Below are 15670 nucleotides of genomic sequence, written 5' to 3' on the forward strand. Positions count from 1 at the left end.
TTTGGAGATGGAGGTTGTTCACCTATCGGGCATAGCGGATTAATGCAGCACGACGATAAGCCACTTACGGGATTAGGAATGCCAAAACGCCCACTGAGATCTGCAGCGTCGCATTGTTGGTGTGGTCGCTGGGATTGCCATGAGCAGTACTGGGGGGCGAATATCCCTCCAGGGCGGTGTCGTTCAGAGGTACTGCCAGTGGATGCCGGTTCAGGTGGCCGGTTCAGCGGCGTCATCAGCCGTGGCGGCGAACTGCTGCCCACGGCGGGACGGGCTGCTGCCGACGCGGCCAAAACGAACGGGAAGAGCGGCCATGGACGAACACATCGTCTAACAGCTTTTGAAGTCCCAGATGCCGGTTCCGGTCTGAGCCCAGTGCTCACGTCCGGCCGCCGCAGCACCATCACCTGCGGCACGACTCACGTGACCGCCTGACCGCCGAATTCATCGTCCTGCGGGTCCGCCTGGACGGACGCCGCCCATGCCTCGAAGCGGACGGCACCCTGCCATGTGCTGGCTGCTGGCCCAGCGGCCACCCCACCTGGCCGAGCCCACCCACTACTGGGTCTCCGACCTGTCCCCGCCACCCCGTCCGAGGAACTGGTCCGCCTCGCCAAGATCCGCTGGCGGATCGAGCGCGACTACCGGCTGTTTCGAAAGTACTGGTCACAGCTACTCATTGATGGCTGCGACCAGCACGGTCGCTTTCGTGGCGGACGGTGAGAGGCGGGTTCGGGCGGCGAGGTGCTCGTGCTGCTGCGGGAGTGACGCCCGTGGAACCACTGCGGACAGAGCGGCGTGAGGCGTTCCGCGATGGGATCGAACAGGTCGGCGGCGCCCTGTGATGACGAAGAACCGGCGTGCCACCTGCGGGAGGGGCACGCCGTCGACCGGATGTCCTCGTTCTGGTGGGACGGTCTTGTCTACTGCGCTTCGGCCGGTTCACCGTTGGCTGCCGTGGTGTCCGGCGGTGGCGTGTCGGTGTCCGCCCGGGGACGGTCGGGAAGCAGGTGCGTGGCAGGCAGCGGGGTGCGCTCGCCGGAGGCGTCGCTGGTGAAGGGGATGACGCCCGATCCGCCGGGGAACTCGCCGGTCACGTAGTAGTCCGTACGGAACCCGAGGGTCGACTGGGTGCTGAGGGTGTTGCCGTCGGCGCGGACGGGCGTGAGTTCGTGGTGCTCCATCCACAGGCAGTCGGTGCTGCGCGGCGGAATGATGAGCCCTCGCTCCTTGCTCTCCTCGGCCATGGTCGACCCGTTGCGGCGGGTTTCGTAGCCCAGTTCGATGGAGGCGGAGACGGAGGCGGTGGTGGTGACACCGGCGCCCATGCCGAACGGTTTGGCGGACGCCTCCACACCGACCGACGCGCCCACGGTGATGCCCGTGGCCGCGCTGAAGGAGGAGCCCGCCTCCCGGGTGACCCCCGTGGTCATCGTCTGCGACTCCGGCTGGGCCACGGTTCCGGCGCGGTTGTCGCGGAAGAGGACGAGACCGCCCATCCACGCACTCGACCCGCGCCCCTGCGAGTTGCGGAAACAGAAGAAGGGGCTCCTCACGCGCGGTCAGCATCCACCCGGCCATGACGGGGCGTCACCCAGCGCACGGAGGCACGATCGACTTCACAGAATCCGTGCCCGGACCGTTTTCACCCGTCGCCGACGGGGTCGTCCCGTTGCTGCCCTCACGGGTCCTGCTCGCGCCCGGGGTGTTCCTTCGAGGACGTCAGGCACGCACGTGACGTGCTGGAGGAGAGACTGCCGGGACCGGCTCGCGCCGGGCTCGGCAGGCTGTGGCGCACGGAGTTCTGGTGGTGTCGCCGCCCGGCCGAGCGGGCGGAGTGGGGGTGGAGGGACCTGCGACCCGCCCCGCACCGAGGTGGGCCGGTCACGGCCGTGGCCGTGGTGATCACGGCCCGCGGCCCGGCGGCAGCGGCGGTGGATCGTGGACGGCCCCCTGGCCCCGGTCCGCGCTTACGGGCGGGGGCGGAGATCGGCCACTCCGGGTGGCCCGCCGGCCCGTGCGGCCTCGGGCAAATCTCCCGACTCGTGACCCGACGGGCCTCCGGCGCCCGTGCGCCGCGCCGCCCCGGGCCCCCAACCGTCGCAGGTCAGCCACATATCGGGGCGGGGTGGGCGCGAGGTGGCTGAAAATTGTGTGCCATATAAACTGTGACATTGTTCTGATGGCCGGTCAGTGACAGGATCCACGCCAATCTCCTCATCTCCTTCACTCAGTCCGACCCCACGTCGGGCTGCCCCCACTCGAAGAAGGACTCGGCGTGCTCCTGCGCACAAGACTCTCCACGCTCGCGGCCGGCGTCGTCGCCTGTTGTGCCACGGCCACCGCCGTGCTGCCGGCCCAGGCCTTCGCGGCTCCCGCCGCCGTCACCGCCACCCCGGCCCTGACCGCGGCCGCCCCGACCACGACCGACCCGAACGCACCCGCCGCACCCTCCGCGCCCATCGCCGGCGCGACGGCGGGCTCCGAGGAGCCCGCCGCGCCCGCGGCCCCGCTGCCCCCGGCGCTGATCGGCGAGCGACTCATGGGCGGGCCGGCCACAACGGCCGCCGCGGCCGCGACGGCCGCCCCCGTCGGCCCCAAGTCCCCTGCCCCGCAGGCTATTTCCGGCGCGGACGCGGCCGCTGCCGCCGCGCAGGCCTGCACCCCGGCCGACTTCGCCGCCCGCACCGGGGCCGACCTGGTCGCGTTCATCAAGAGCTCGACCCCGGAGTGCATCCGGGGGCTGTACAGCAGCGGTGGCGCCGACCCGAGCATCTTCCGGCAGTCCCGGATGCTGTCCGTCGCGGCCGCGTTCAAGGACCTGGCGGCCGGCTACACCGGCGACAACTCGACCGGCATCCAGCAGCTGGCGCTCTACCTGCAGGTGGGCTACTACATCCAGTTCTACTACCCCGACGCGGCCGGCCCGTACACCGGCGAGCTCACCACCGCTGTCAGGGCCGCCCTGGACGCGTTCTTCGCCGGGGCCCGCTGGCACGACGTCACCGAGGGCAACGGCATCGTGCTCAGGGACGTCGTGTGGCTCACCGACAGCGCCAACGTCCAGGCCGGCTACCTGAGCGTCTACAAGCGGATACTGGACGACTACAACAACTCCTACAACGCGGTCCCGAAGATGGTCGGCGCGGTCAACTCCGTGCTGCAGTACCCGCTCTGGCGGGGCAACTCGAACCAGGACTTCGTCAAGGCGGTCGCCGCCGACCCGAGCCTCGCCGTCTCCCTCGCCGACTTCGCGATCAACCACAAGGACCTGATCGGCGGGCCCAACGAGGTCCTCGACACCAACGCGGGCAACGACCTGGCCCGGATGGCCGGGAGCAGCCCCGCCGTCGAGGCCCTGGTCAAGCCGCTGGTCAGGAAGGTGCTGGACGCCGCGCCGCTGCTGACGCCGGCGGCGCCGCTGTACGTGCACACGGCCGTCCAGGCCGCGTACTACAACAGCGGTCAGTGCTCGTACTACGACATCTGCAACCTGCCCGCCAAGCTCACCTCGGTGGTCCTGCCGCACCAGTTGGTCTGCGACAACCGGACCATCCAGGCCCAGGCGCTGTCGGCCGAGGAACTGGCCACCGTCTGCGCCAGCCTGCGCAACCAGGACGCCTTCTTCCACGGCGTGGTCAAGGACAACGGGCCGATCCCGAACCAGTACGCCAGGAACGTCACCTTCGGGATCTTCGCCAACAAGACCGACTACACCACCTACTCGTGGGCGATCTTCGGCAACGACACCGACAACGGCGGCCAGACCGTCATGGACGCGACCGACCCGAACAAGCTGGCCGCGACCGTGATGTACCAGAAGACCTGGAACAACAACGACCCGGCCCGGGTGTGGAACCTCAACCACGAGTACACCCACTACCTCGACAGCATTTACGACCTGAAGGGCAACTACCCCACCCAGATGTCCGTCCCGGACATCTGGTGGGTCGAGGGCCTCGCCGAGTACGTCTCGCACAGCTACCGCGGCGCCACCGACACCGACGCGATGGCCCAGGCCGCGAAGCACACCTACAAGCTCAGCACCCTCTTCCAGAGCACCCCCGGCAACTCGGACTCGACCCGCGTCTACCCGTGGGGCTACCTGGCCACCCGGTACATGGTGGAGAAGCACCCGGCCGACGTCCAGGCCATGCTGGCCCGGTTCCGCGTCGGTGACTACCGCGGCGGCTACGCGGTCTACAACAGCCTCGGCACCTCCTACGACGCCGACTTCGACGCCTGGCTCGACGCCTGTGCCGGCGGCGCCTGCTACAACCCCGGCCCGACCTCCCTGTTCGACACCTCGGTGAACGGCGCGACCGTCAGCGTGAACGACCGGTCGGTGCAGACCGGCTCCGGCCGGATCACCGCCTGGCACTGGACCTTCGGCGACGGCACCTCCTCGGACGAGCGCAACCCGAGCCACACCTACGCGGCGGCCGGCAGCTACACCGTCGCCCTGACCACCACCGACGACACCGGCCGGATCTCCACCACCCCGGCCACCGTCACCGTGACCGCCGCCCCGGTCGTCCTGCCGGCCTGCACCGAGCAGCGCGCCGACGCGATGGGCCGGAACTGCTCCCGCGGCGGCCGCGCCGCGACCGCCGGCAACCTCGACTACCTGTACGTCTACCTGCCGGCCGGAACGACCACGCTGAAGGTCACCACCTCCGGCGGCACCGGCACCGCGCACCTCTACTACAACGCGGACACCTGGGCCTCGCCGAAGGCCTTCACCGCCTCCTCCACCGGCACCGGCACCACCCAGTCCCTCACCGTCACCAACCCCACCGCCGGCTACCGCTACCTCAGCCTGTACGCCGTCACCGACTTCAGCGGCGTCACGGTCAGCACCCAGTTCTGACCCCGACCCACACACCTGAGCGGAGCGCTCGGCCGGCTTCCCGGCCGGGCGTTCCGCGTGGGCGTTCCGGATGGGCGATCCACCGGGCCGACGGGCGGGCCGACGGGCGGGACGGCGTGCGGGCCGACCGGCCGGGCGTGCGGGCTCCTCAGCGGCGGCTGAGGTAGGTGAGGACGGCGAGGACGCGGCGGTGGCCGCTGTCGGCCGGCGAGAGGCCGAGCTTGGCGAAGATGTGGCCGATGTGCTTGTGGACGGCGTTGTCGGTGATGACGAGCCGGGTGGCGATGGTGGTGTTGTCCTTTCCTTCGGCCATCAGGGCGAGGACTTCGCGTTCGCGCGGCGTGAGGGCGGCGATCGGGTCGCGGGCGGGCCGGGTGAGGAGCTGGCCGATCACCTCGGGGTCCATGACGGTGCCGCCGGCGGCGACCCGCCGCAGTGCGTCGGTGAACTCGCTCACCCGGCTCACCCGGTCCTTGAGGAGGTAGCCGACGCCGCCGCGGCCGTCGGAGATCAGCTCGCCGGCGTACTGCTGCTCGACGTACTGGGAGAGGACGAGCACGGGCAGGCCGGGGTGCAGGCGGCGGGCGCGGATCGCGGCGTGGATGCCTTCGTCGCGGAAGCCGGGCGGCAGCCGTACGTCGACGATGGCGACGTCCGGGCGGTGTTCGGTGACGGCAGCGACGAAGCCCGGGGCGTCCGGGGTGATCGCGGCGACCTCGAAGCCCTTCGCGGTCAGCAGGAGTTCCAGCCCGTTGGCCAGCAGGACGTTGTCCTCGGCGATCACGACGCGCACGGCAGGCTCACGGTGATCGTGGTCGGGCCGCCGCCGGGGCTGTGGAGGTGGACGGTGCCGTCGAGCGCCAGGACGCGGTGGCGGATTCCGGTGATGCCGGTGCCCAGCGTCTCGTCGGCGCCGCCGACGCCGTCGTCGGTGACCTCGATCGCCAGCCGGTCGCCGTCGCGTGCGACGCGGACGGCGGTCCGGGTGGCCCGGCTGTGCTTGGCGGCGTTGGTGAGCGCCTCGGCGATCGTGAAGTAGGCGACGGCCTCGACCGCGGCGGGGACGGTGTCGAGGTCGCCGGAGCCACCGGAGCCGATGTCGAGGGTGGTGTCGATCGCCGATCGGGACGCCAGCGCGGTCAGCGCCCCGGCGAGGCCGCGGTCGGCGAGGATCGGCGGGTAGATCGTCCGGATCACCGCCCTCAGCTCCGCCATGGCCTCCTCGGTGTTCTCGTGCGCCTCCTCCAGGAGCCCGGCCACCAGCCGGGGGTCTTCGCTCAGCAGCTCACGGGCCACGCCCAGCCGCATCGCGATGGCCACCAGCCGGGCCTGGGTGCCGTCGTGCAGGTCGCGTTCGATCCGGCGGAGTTCCGCGCCGTGCGCGTTCATGGCGTGCACCCGCGTCTCGGTCAGTGTCTCCACCCGCTGTGCCAGCCGTGCGGCGGTCGAGGGGGACAGCAGCGCGACGCAGGTCCGGGCGTGCAGGCGGGCCAGCCGGGGAGCCAGCCAGTAGGTCAGGGCCGCGAAGGCGACGGCTTGTGCGGTCCCCAGGGTCAGCGCCGTGCCCCACCCGGTCAGGGGGACACCGGCGGCGAACCCGCCCGCGCGGGTGCCGGCGGGCAGCGCCCACCACAGGGGCACCGTGACGGCCGTGGTCACCGCGTTGCCCGCGCACAGCACCAGGACGAGGCCGAACGCCAGGGCGGTCACGGTGCAGGCGCAGAGCCAGCCGAGGAGTCGCCACGGGCCGACCCGGACCGGGCCGGAGCGCGGAGAGCCCAGCAGCCGGTCGGCGCGGCGGCGGTGCCAGGACGCCCAGGAGCGGGCCGTGACCGGGACGGCGAGTACGGGCAGCGCCAGCACGGCGACCGCAGCGGTGAACAGGCTCCCCAACAGGTAGCCCAGACCGCGCCACATCTCCGAAAGCCGACCGGCCCCATGGTGCTTCATCCGCACCAGTCTGGACCATGAGGGCCGGGCCGGGCATTACAGCCCACTACCCTCTTTTGTGACGGGTGGGCGGTATCGTCCGGCCTCCCCTCCCGGACCTAGCGTCAACGCCCATGACGACTTCACCGATGCGTGCCCCGCGACGACACCACCGATCCGTCCGACGGAACGTCACGCTGGCCGCCGTCGCGGCCGTGACCCTTTCCACCGGCGCGCCCGCGGCGCCGGCCGCCCCGCAGCACGACGACCGGCTCCGGATCCGGCTCCAGCGCGACGCCGACGCGCTCACCGCGGTCGGCGCCACCGGAGTGCAGGCCCGCGTGGTCACCTCCGACGGCCGGAACCTGACCGCCGCCGGCGGCGTCGCCGATCTGACCGGACGCCAGCCGGTCCCCCGGAACGGCTCCTTCAGGATCGCCAGCATCACCAAGACGTTCGTGGCCACCGTGACCCTGCAGCTCGCCGGAGAGAACAGGCTCTCCCTGGACGACCCGGTCGATCGGTGGCTGCCCGGCGTGGTGTCCGGAAACGGCAACGACGGTCGCGCGATCACTGTCCGCCAGCTGCTCCAGCACACCAGCGGCATCCACGACGACTACCCGGACTACACCTCGGCGGAGGACTTCCGGCAGCACCGGTTGGACGCGTACACACCCGAGCAGATCGTCGCCCGGGCGATGGCCCACGGCCCGGACTTCGATCCCGACACGGGCTGGAACTACAGCAACACCGGTTACGTCCTGCTCGGGATGATCATCGAGCGGGTCACCGGGCATCCCTGGCACGAGGAGGTCAGGGACCGGATCGTCCGGCCGCTCGGCCTCGATCACACCTTCCACCCGGGTACGTCCCCCACCCTGCCCCGGCCGCACGCCGAGACCTACCAGAGGTTCGCGGCCGGCGAGCCGTTCGTGGACGTCACCGAGCAGATCGGTTCGGGCACCAACGGCGAGGCCGGGCTCCTCTCCACCACCGCCGACCTCGACCGGTTCTTCGGCGCCCTGCTCGGCGGCCGGCTCCTGGCACCGGCGCAGCTGGCGGAGATGACCCGGACCGTCGAGGTCGGCGAGAAGTTCGAGCGGTTCATGCCGGGTGCCCGGGCCGGGCTGGGGATCTTCTCGCGTCGGCTGTCCTGCGGCGGGGAGTACTGGGGCCACGAGGGCGGTGACGCCGGGTGGATCAGCACCACCGGCGTCACCGCCGACGGCCGGCGCAGCGTCACGGTCTCGCTGTCGGGCGTCCAGGCCGCCACCGACGGGGACGTCCTGCGGGTGGCGGAGGCGGAGAACAGGCTGGTCGACGACGCGCTGTGCACGAGCCCGAAGGCGGGCGGCCCCCAGCGGCGGTGACGTCCTCCGCGCGGACCCGTCCCCCGCGTCCCTGTGGAGAACGCGTTCGCCGAGCTGGAGCTCCTGCCGCTGGAGCCCGTGACGTTCACCGGGTTCGTGGACCCCGACCGGATCGACGTCCTTCTCGCGGCGCTGGCGGAGACCGGCCTGTCCTTCGAGGTCGAGTTCACCGACGCGGACGGACGCGAGCACCTCCATCGCTCGGCCGACCGCCCGCACTGACAAATGATTGTCAGGTTATCGACATGGGAAGGGGGCAGGCCACAGACCGCACCTCCGGAAGGACACCCGTGCACCGCACCACCGTCAGGACCACCACCGCCTTGCTCGCCACCGTACTCGCCGGGACGGTGCTGGGGGCCGCACCGGCCTGGAGCCGCCCCGCGGACGGCACCCCGCCGACCCGTCAGGTGGAGGTGTTCGCCGAGGACGGCGGCATCTCCCGCGCCCAGGCCCCGGCCGCCTCCCCCTACCTCGCCGGCCACCCCCAGGGCGTGGCGCCCGTACAGGGGGACGGCGAGGTCACGGCACTGGTCCACAACGGCGAACCGGCCACCAAGCTGGACGTGGTGGTGATCGGCGACGGGTACACGGCGCAGGAGCAGGACAAGTTCCGTGCGGACGCGGACCAGAAGTGGCGCGAGATGACCTCCGTCGAGCCCTACGCCACCTACCGCTCACTGTTCAACGTCTGGGCGGTGAACGCCGTTTCCCCCGAGTCGGGCGTGACCGGGGACCCGGACCGGGCGACGGTGCGGCACACCGCGCTGGGCTCGTACTTCTGGTGCGACGGCGTGGAGCGGCTGCTCTGCGTGGACGAGAAGGCCGTCGAGTCGTACGCGGCGAAGGCCCCGCAGGCGGACCTGGTGCTCGTGGTGGCCAACACCGCCAAGTACGGCGGCGCCGGCTACAACGACGTCAAGTCCTCGGTCGGCTACGAGGGCATCGCCACCGTGGCGGGCGGCAACGCGAAGTCCGGGCAGATCGCGGTGCACGAGACCGGGCACTCGCTGGGCAAGCTGGCCGACGAGTACGCCTACGACGGCCAGGGGACGTACCAGGGCGACGAACCCGCCGAGGCCAACATCAGCACCCTGACCGCCGACCGGATGCGCGGTCAGGGCACCAAGTGGTCACGCTGGCTGGGGCAGACCTCGCCGGACGGCGGCACGGTCGGCACGTACGAGGGCGGCGGCTACTACCCCACCGGGCTCTACCGCCCGACCGAGAACTCGATCATGCGTTCGCTCGGACGCGAGTTCAACCTGCCCGGGCGTGAGGCGATGATCGCGGGCTTCTACCGCCACGCCACCCCGCTCACCAGCCCCACCCCCGGCGGCAGCCGGCTCACCCCCGCGGACCGCCTCACCGTCGACCTGCCGGTGCCCGCGACCCGGCTCCGTTGGTACCTGGACGGGCGCGAGCTGCCCCGGCTGAGCGGCCGCACCGCGCTGGACCTGGCCGAGCTCAAGCTGACCGGGCCGCGCTCCCGGCCGCACACCCTCACCGCCGTCGCCACCGACCCGACCCCGGCCGTCGCGGACCCGGCGCTGCGCGCGAAGCTGACCGCGAGCCTGTCCTGGGTGGTCACGCGCTGAGGCGAGTCCTGGCGTGCCGTTCGACCGGACCGGCACCCGACGGAACCCCGCCCCGGCCCCTGGAACTCAAGGGGCCGGGGCGGGGTTCCGTCGGGGCTTCACAACATCCACCCGAGTCGAGCGGTTCGTGAGGCGGCCGTGACGACGCCGTGCTAAAACCTTCGACGGGCCGCAACTCCCTTTGCCGGCCCGCACGGTACCGCATGTCCCGTTGTTCCCGCGCCGAGCCTCGGCTCCGGCCACGACCCTGGGAGAACCATGCCCACCGCACACGCGCACACCCGCTTCGCCCGCCTGCTGCTCGCCGCACTGGCCGCCCTCGCCCTCCTGCTCTCGGGCGCGGTCGCCGCGACCCCCGCGAAGGCCACCACCACCAGCCTCGACGGCTCCTGGGCCTGCGAGGTCCCGGCCGGGTACGTCTACGACCAGGTGTCGATGAACCGCAGCTGCAGCGGCGGCGGCAGCTGGAACTCGCCGCAGTTCCACCTGCGGACCCCCTACGACGGCCTGACGGCCTGTCGGAGCACGCCCGGCTTCGTCTACGACAACATCACCTGGGGTCTCGCCTGCAGCCAGATCAGCGGCGTGCAGTCCAACCAGTACCACCTGCGCAAGCCGGTCGACGGCCTGGTCGCCTGCGTGGGCACCCCGGAGTTCACCTACGACTACCTCGTCTGGGGCACCGCCTGCAACCTCACCACGGGCGGCGGCCAGTCCAACGCCTTCCACCTCCGCAAGCCGTACAGCGGCCTCTGGGCCTGTGACGTCCCCTACGGCTTCACGTACAGCACGACCACCCAGAACACCGACTGCAGCACCTACCGGAACACCCCGTCCACCAAGTTCCTGCTGCTCGGCTAGCGTTCCCGCCCCGACGAACGGTGCCGGTCTCCCCGAACCACGGGGAGACCGGCACCGTTCGTCGGGCCCACTACGGCAGCGGGATCCGCACCACCTGCGGGTCGTGGTCGCTGAGCTGCGTGCTGAACTCGCTGTTGATGTGCACGATGTCGTAGCTGTACGCGGTGGCCGCGAGCGCGCCGGAGATCAGGATGTGGTCCAGCACCTGCGAGTTGCCCTCGTACACGTAGGTGTAGCGCTCGGGCAGCGGCAGGGTGCGCGGCAGGTCGGTGAGCGAGCCGCCGGCGGTGAGGATGTCGGCGGTCTGGGAGAACTCGAAGTCGTTGAGGTCGCCGAGCACGATGACCGAGGCCTTCGGGTCCACGGCCAGGATCCGGTCGGTGAAGTCCTTCACCACGGTCGCCTGGTCGTGGCGCTGGCTCTCCGAGGGGCGGGCCGGCTGCTGGTAGCGGCCGAAGAGGGGCTGGTCGCCGCCCTTGGAGTTGAAGTGGTTGGCGATCACGAAGACCGGCTTGCCGTTCCAGCGGAACTCTCCGGCCAGCGGCTTGCGGCTGGAGTTGAACGCCGCGTTGGCCGGGTCGATCCGTCCGGGCGAGTAGGCCAGCTGCGGCGTGCCGCCCGCGTTCACCACGGAGTCGGCGGTGGTGGAGCCGGCGCCGGGGCGGTCGGTGAAGGAGAGGCCGCGGTCGGTGCGGTACAGGAACACCTGGCGGATGTTGCCGCCGGGCTGCCCGCCGTCCTGGCCGTCCACCGGGTCGATCTCGCGGTAGGAGTAGGAGGGGCCGCCGGCCGCGGTGACGGCCGCGGTGAGCTTGGCCAGGGTCTGGGTGGCGCTCACCGTGCCGTCGCTGGTGGCGCCGCTGTTGTCCTGGATCTCCTCCAGGGCGACCAGGTCGGGCGAGCGCAGGTTGGTGACGATGCCCGCCGCGAGGCCGTCGAACTTGCTCTGCGGGTCGGACGGGGCGAGGTTCTCCACGTTGAAGGTCGCGACGGCGAGCTGGCCGGCCGTCGGCGCGGCGGTGACCTCGGGGGCGGTGGTGCCGGCAGTGACCGTCGGGGTCGCGGTGACCTGGAGGGTGAAGTTGCCGAAGGCGTAGTCGAGCACGCCGACGGTGGCGCCGGTCAGGGTGTCGCCGACGTTGGCGGTCGGGGTGGGGGCGAGCGCCTTCCCGAGGACGACCCGCTCCGGGTTGCCGTCGTTCGCCTGCAGCAGGATGCCGCCCCGGTTGGTGCGGGTGCCGCTGCCCTGCGGGACGACGGAGAGCTCGCCGTACTTGTTGGTGGGGCCGACCACGGCCGCGTCGTCGATCTCGACCCGCATGCCCTCCAGGGACTCCCAGAAGTCCAGGCCGTCGGTGGCGGGCTGGTAGTTCCCCGCGGTCTCGACGTCGCCGGAGGTGACGCCGGAGATGACCGCGGACGGGGGCACCCGCCCGCCCTGGCCGACCAGGGTGGCGGCGGGCAGCGGCGCGTTGTGGGCGACCACCGTGACGGCGGGCGCGGTCAGTTCGGTGATCGACAGGTTGGTGGTGCCGCCGGTGCCGCCCGGGCGGAACTGGCTGACGGTGGCACTCACCGTGACCGAGTCCCCGACCGCGACCGAGGGCGCGCCGGAGGTGTAGACGTAGACGCCCTCGCTGGTGCCGGGGTCGTTGTCGGGCTGCGGGTCCTGGTACCAGAAGCCGTTGGGGCCGACGGCCGTCACCACGCCGGGCACGGCGCTGACCGCGCTGCCGGCCAGCGGGGAGACCCGGGCGGCGCCCTGGATGTCGTGGATGCGGGTGCCGCCGGGGTTTCCGCCCCCGCCGGTGGAGGAGTTGCGCGGCGCGGGCGAGCCGATCACGAAGTCCGTCGCGTTGTTGTCGGTGTCGGTGGCGCCGCCGCCCGCGCGCAGGGCCGCGGTGCCGTTCGACAGGTTGCCGGTCGGCGAGCCCTCGGCGGAACCGGCGCCGCTGCCGTAGCCGACGAAGTCCTTCACCCCGGACTGGGTCGCGCAGCCGGTGGAGCAGGTCAGCGCCGTGCCGTTGGTGACGAGGGCGATCTTGCCGGAGGTCGCGGACATCGCGATCGTGCCGGTGGCGTCCGCCGTCGGCAGCGCGGCGCCGGTGCCGGCCCCGGCGGCCTCCTGGACGAGGAAGTAGTGGCCGGGCGCGATCGTCCCGGAGAGGGTGGTCCGCGACCAGCTGGACCCGGTCGCCGAGGCGTACTGCACCGTCCAGCCGGTGACCGACACCGGCGTGGTGCCGCGGTTGTACAGCTCGACGAAGTCGTTGGCGTACGGGGCACCGGAGTTGCCGCCACCGCCGTACACCTGGCTGATCACGATGTCGGGCGACGCCGCCTGCGCAACGCCGCCGGGCAGCGCCGCCAGCGCCGCCACGACGGCCGCGGCGGAGACCGCCGCCGGCGTCCGGCGCCGCACTCGCGCCGCTCTCGGGGTGATCCGGGGATTCAAGGTGCTCCGCATGAGGCTCCTCCTGACCACCGTCCGGGCTCGCGGCCCGGCGGTGTGACCACGGACAAGAAAGGTCGGGCGCTGCGGTTCTAACAGCGCCACCAGATCCCTACCGGGCGCATCGGGCAACGGCCAGACGTACGGCGGAAGAACGTTTCTACGCGCGACAAGTGGGAGGGCGAACTCCGGATGGCCGGAGGCGACTTCCGCTCCCCATGGGGCCGCCGGCCCGACCGGGACAGCGCGGAGCCCGGGCCCGGCAGCGCCTCCGCCGCCGGACCCGGGCCGGTTCCCGCCCGCCGGGTGGTCAGCCCGGACGGTGTTGCCGCGGCGGCGTCACCGTCGGCGTCGCCCGGGGCGGGCGCAGCCGCAGCGGCGCGAGTTCGCGTTCCAGGGCCCGCACGTCCAGCGCTATCCGGGACGCGATCTCGCGCGGGCCGGTGCCGGCGGGCAGCCGGCGCGACCAGGAGCGGGGCTTGGCCGGGCCGTCCTGGACCATGTCGAAGTTGAGCCGCACCACGTCGGCGACGTCGACCAGGCTCACCAGGATCCTGGTGTCCGCGAGGTCGATGCTGACTTCGTTCCCGATGCACGAGCAGGCCACCAGGCCCTCGATGTCCGCCTCCGCCAGGTATCTGGCCAGGGGGACCGCCTTCCCCCGGACCAGAAACGGACGTTCCGCCGGATTCACCGGAACCGCCTCCTCCCCCAGCAGTCGAACGGCGCCTCGGCCGCGGCGCAAGCGCACCGCAACAGACCGGGCCCGGCCTATGCTCCACCACATCCGGCCGGTTCGCCAACTCGGGGTCTCACCAAGTGAATTGGGAGAACGCACCGACCCGGCGCACCGGCGCACGCCCCCGCGCACCTACCGGGTCCGACGGCCCGTGGGCAGGGGCGGACGCACGGCCCGGGAACGCGCGTGTGCCCGCCCGCACGAGGCGGACGGGCACAGCGGCGGTACGCGGGACGGGCGGGGCTCAGCGGGCGCCGCGGCCGTGCAGCACCAGGGAGCGGGTCAGGGCGAGCAGCCCGCCCGTGCAGAGCGCCGTGCGGAGCATGTTCGCCGGCACCCAACTGTCCGCGAACCTGGCCCGCACGGCGGCGAAGTCGTGGATCTGCGACGGGTCGCCGGCCGCCGCCAGCTCGTTGTTGAGCGGGATGTTGACGCCCATGGTGACGATCAGCGCCACCACGTACAGCGCCGTCGCCAGGGCCGCCCACAGCGCCGCCCGGCGCCGGCCGGCCTTGTGCAGCAGCCAGGCCGCCAGGCCGGTCGCCGCGAAGGCGCCGACGAAGACCAGGCCGAACAGCCCGTTCTCGATCGACTTGTTGATGTGCTGCATCGCCGTCACGTAGGTACGGTCGTCCCCGGCCGCCAGGCCCGGCATCACCGACACGTCGAAGGCGAAGAACAGCCCGGCCATCAGGCCCATCGCGACGGTGGCACCCGCCAGCAGCGGACCCGCGGCCCGGCTCTGTCCGACGCTCTGCACGGAACTCCCCACCCCCGCACCCCCGATGGCAGACGGCGCCGTGTACGACAGCGGAACCGCGGTCTGATCCGAACGCATCTCAGGACCCTCTCACTCTTCCGGCTCCGCGCAGTGCGGCGCCGGCGAACGTGGAACACTCGACACCGCCCACCGTGCGGCGAGCCGCGCAACGAAACCGCGACAACCGGAACCCCGTTCCCCGGCAGGGCACGTGCCGCGTGCCGCGGTGCCGCGCCCGGGGCCGAGGGGCGAGGTTCCCGGCCTCCTCAGAGCACCGGGTCCAGGCCGCGCCGGTACCGCCGGTCCAGGACCGTCCGACCGAGCAACCGCACCGGGGCCGGGATGGTCGCCGAGACCGCCCGGACCGAGGCCGCGTCCGCGCCGTCGAACATCCAGGGCTGGAGGTAGGTCATCACCTGGGTCGGCGCGCTCCCGATGATCCGGCGCTCGACCCGCAGGTACTCGTCCACCGACAGGCCGGCCAGTGCCGGGAAGACCACCGGCTCCTCGTGCCGCAGGTGCTCGCGCACCAGGCTCTCGAACGCCCGGGCCGCCTCGGGGAGTTCGGCCCGCAGGCCGGAGCCCAGCACCCCGGCCACCCGCCGCATCGAGGCGTCCAGCGCCTCGTGGTCCTCCTCCAGGACCCCGCTGCCGTCGAAGCCCGCCACCCGGCCGCGCAGGTACGGCCAGAGGATCTCGTCCTCGCTGTGGTGGTGCCAGTCGATCACCGAGCGCAGCCGCCCGAACCACTCCGCGAGCGCCGCGGAGGAGCCCGCCGCGCCGCGCTGCGCCACGGCGGTCAGCCGTGCCGCGTCCCGGCGCATCGCCACGTGCATCAGGCCGAAGCCCTTGAGCTGCTCGGGCAGGGCGCGGAGCCCGTGCTCGGTCGACCAGATCGTCGTACCGTCCGTCATGACCAGACCTCCAGAGTCCGTTCGGATTATCGACCAACGCCCGCCCGCAGGCGGCCGGTCGGAGCCGCCCGGACGGGTCGGCTCACGCGTTCCACACGCCGGAGGCGGCGGCCTCGCGGGCGTAGTCGGCGAAGTCCCGCGGCTCACGCCCCAGCGCACGCCGCACACCGTCGCCCA

The 15670-nt window shown here is 72.1% G+C and carries 12 protein-coding genes and 1 pseudogene; 5 read left to right on the plus strand and 8 right to left on the minus strand.

Features of this window, described 5'->3' with window-relative positions; genetic code table 11:
• Positions 1 to 923: 923 nt before the first annotated feature.
• Positions 924 to 1499 (minus strand): hypothetical protein, encoded by a 576-nt coding sequence (locus ACZ6EM_RS39795; protein WP_465774613.1) that lies wholly within the window; start codon positions 1497 to 1499, stop codon positions 924 to 926.
• Between the two features lie 779 nt (positions 1500 to 2278).
• Between ACZ6EM_RS39795 and ACZ6EM_RS39800 the strand changes: the two genes are divergently transcribed.
• Entirely contained in the window at positions 2279 to 4870 is a 2592-nt protein-coding gene (locus tag ACZ6EM_RS39800; protein WP_465774614.1) for a collagenase, read from the plus strand.
• Positions 4871 to 5018: 148 nt separating this feature from the next.
• Here ACZ6EM_RS39800 and ACZ6EM_RS39805 read toward each other — a convergent pair whose 3' ends face one another.
• Both ACZ6EM_RS39805 and ACZ6EM_RS39810 read right to left on the minus strand, forming a co-directional pair.
• A complete protein-coding gene (locus ACZ6EM_RS39805; protein ID WP_401048798.1) occupies positions 5019 to 5663 on the minus strand; it encodes a response regulator transcription factor in 645 nt (214 codons plus the stop codon).
• A complete protein-coding gene (locus tag ACZ6EM_RS39810) occupies positions 5651 to 6820 on the minus strand; it encodes a sensor histidine kinase (RefSeq protein WP_465774615.1) in 1170 nt (389 codons plus the stop codon). Before ACZ6EM_RS39810 ends, ACZ6EM_RS39805 begins: the two co-directional genes overlap by 13 nt.
• A 194-nt stretch (positions 6821 to 7014) precedes the next feature.
• On the opposite strand from ACZ6EM_RS39810, the gene ACZ6EM_RS39815 reads away from it, so the two are divergent.
• The 4 genes from ACZ6EM_RS39815 to ACZ6EM_RS39830 all read left to right on the plus strand — a co-directional run bounded on the left by ACZ6EM_RS39815 (position 7015) and on the right by ACZ6EM_RS39830 (position 10628).
• The gene (locus ACZ6EM_RS39815) at positions 7015 to 8169 is read left to right on the plus strand and encodes a serine hydrolase domain-containing protein (RefSeq protein WP_465774616.1); all 1155 of its coding nucleotides are present in this window, start codon (positions 7015 to 7017) and stop codon (positions 8167 to 8169) included.
• 33 nt (positions 8170 to 8202) lie between these two features.
• Positions 8203 to 8391 carry a hypothetical protein gene (locus ACZ6EM_RS39820; protein ID WP_465774617.1) on the plus strand — a complete coding sequence of 63 codons (189 nt, stop codon included), beginning with the start codon at positions 8203 to 8205 and terminating at the stop codon, positions 8389 to 8391.
• A gap of 68 nt (positions 8392 to 8459) precedes the next feature.
• Complete coding sequence (locus ACZ6EM_RS39825; protein ID WP_452178947.1) at positions 8460 to 9767, plus strand: M64 family metallopeptidase; 1308 nt, start codon at positions 8460 to 8462, stop codon at positions 9765 to 9767.
• 258 nt (positions 9768 to 10025) lie between these two features.
• Positions 10026 to 10628: a hypothetical protein gene (locus ACZ6EM_RS39830; RefSeq protein ID WP_401047890.1), complete on the plus strand. Its 603-nt coding sequence runs from the start codon at positions 10026 to 10028 to the stop codon at positions 10626 to 10628.
• A gap of 70 nt (positions 10629 to 10698) precedes the next feature.
• Here ACZ6EM_RS39830 and ACZ6EM_RS39835 read toward each other — a convergent pair whose 3' ends face one another.
• The 5 genes and pseudogenes from ACZ6EM_RS39835 to ACZ6EM_RS39855 all read right to left on the minus strand — a co-directional run.
• Entirely contained in the window at positions 10699 to 13095 is a 2397-nt protein-coding gene (locus tag ACZ6EM_RS39835; RefSeq protein WP_465774618.1) for a lamin tail domain-containing protein, read from the minus strand.
• 295 nt (positions 13096 to 13390) lie between these two features.
• The gene (locus tag ACZ6EM_RS39840; protein ID WP_359915173.1) at positions 13391 to 13774 is read right to left on the minus strand and encodes a hypothetical protein; all 384 of its coding nucleotides are present in this window, start codon (positions 13772 to 13774) and stop codon (positions 13391 to 13393) included.
• A gap of 289 nt (positions 13775 to 14063) precedes the next feature.
• The gene (locus ACZ6EM_RS39845) at positions 14064 to 14579 is read right to left on the minus strand and encodes an anthrone oxygenase family protein (RefSeq protein ID WP_401047895.1); all 516 of its coding nucleotides are present in this window, start codon (positions 14577 to 14579) and stop codon (positions 14064 to 14066) included.
• A 266-nt stretch (positions 14580 to 14845) separates the two neighbouring features.
• Positions 14846 to 15493, minus strand: coding sequence for a hemerythrin domain-containing protein (locus tag ACZ6EM_RS39850; RefSeq protein WP_387690349.1), 648 nt, complete (start codon positions 15491 to 15493; stop codon positions 14846 to 14848).
• 82 nt (positions 15494 to 15575) lie between these two features.
• Positions 15576 to 15670 (minus strand): annotated as a pseudogene (locus tag ACZ6EM_RS39855) (NmrA family transcriptional regulator); the annotation flags it as partial.

Source organism: Kitasatospora sp. NPDC041917, assembly GCF_055589745.1.

Excerpts from the sequence above, each read along its gene's own strand:
- ACZ6EM_RS39810 (WP_465774615.1), bottom strand. The coding sequence starts at position 6,820 with ATGAAGCACCATGGGGCCGGTCGGCTTTCGGAGATGTGGCGCGGTCTG.
- ACZ6EM_RS39835 (WP_465774618.1), bottom strand. The coding sequence starts at position 13,095 with ATGCGGAGCACCTTGAATCCCCGGATCACCCCGAGAGCGGCGCGAGTG.
- ACZ6EM_RS39850 (WP_387690349.1), bottom strand. The coding sequence starts at position 15,493 with ATGACGGACGGTACGACGATCTGGTCGACCGAGCACGGGCTCCGCGCC.
- ACZ6EM_RS39795 (WP_465774613.1), bottom strand. The coding sequence starts at position 1,499 with ATGGGCGGTCTCGTCCTCTTCCGCGACAACCGCGCCGGAACCGTGGCC.
- ACZ6EM_RS39830 (WP_401047890.1), top strand. The coding sequence starts at position 10,026 with ATGCCCACCGCACACGCGCACACCCGCTTCGCCCGCCTGCTGCTCGCC.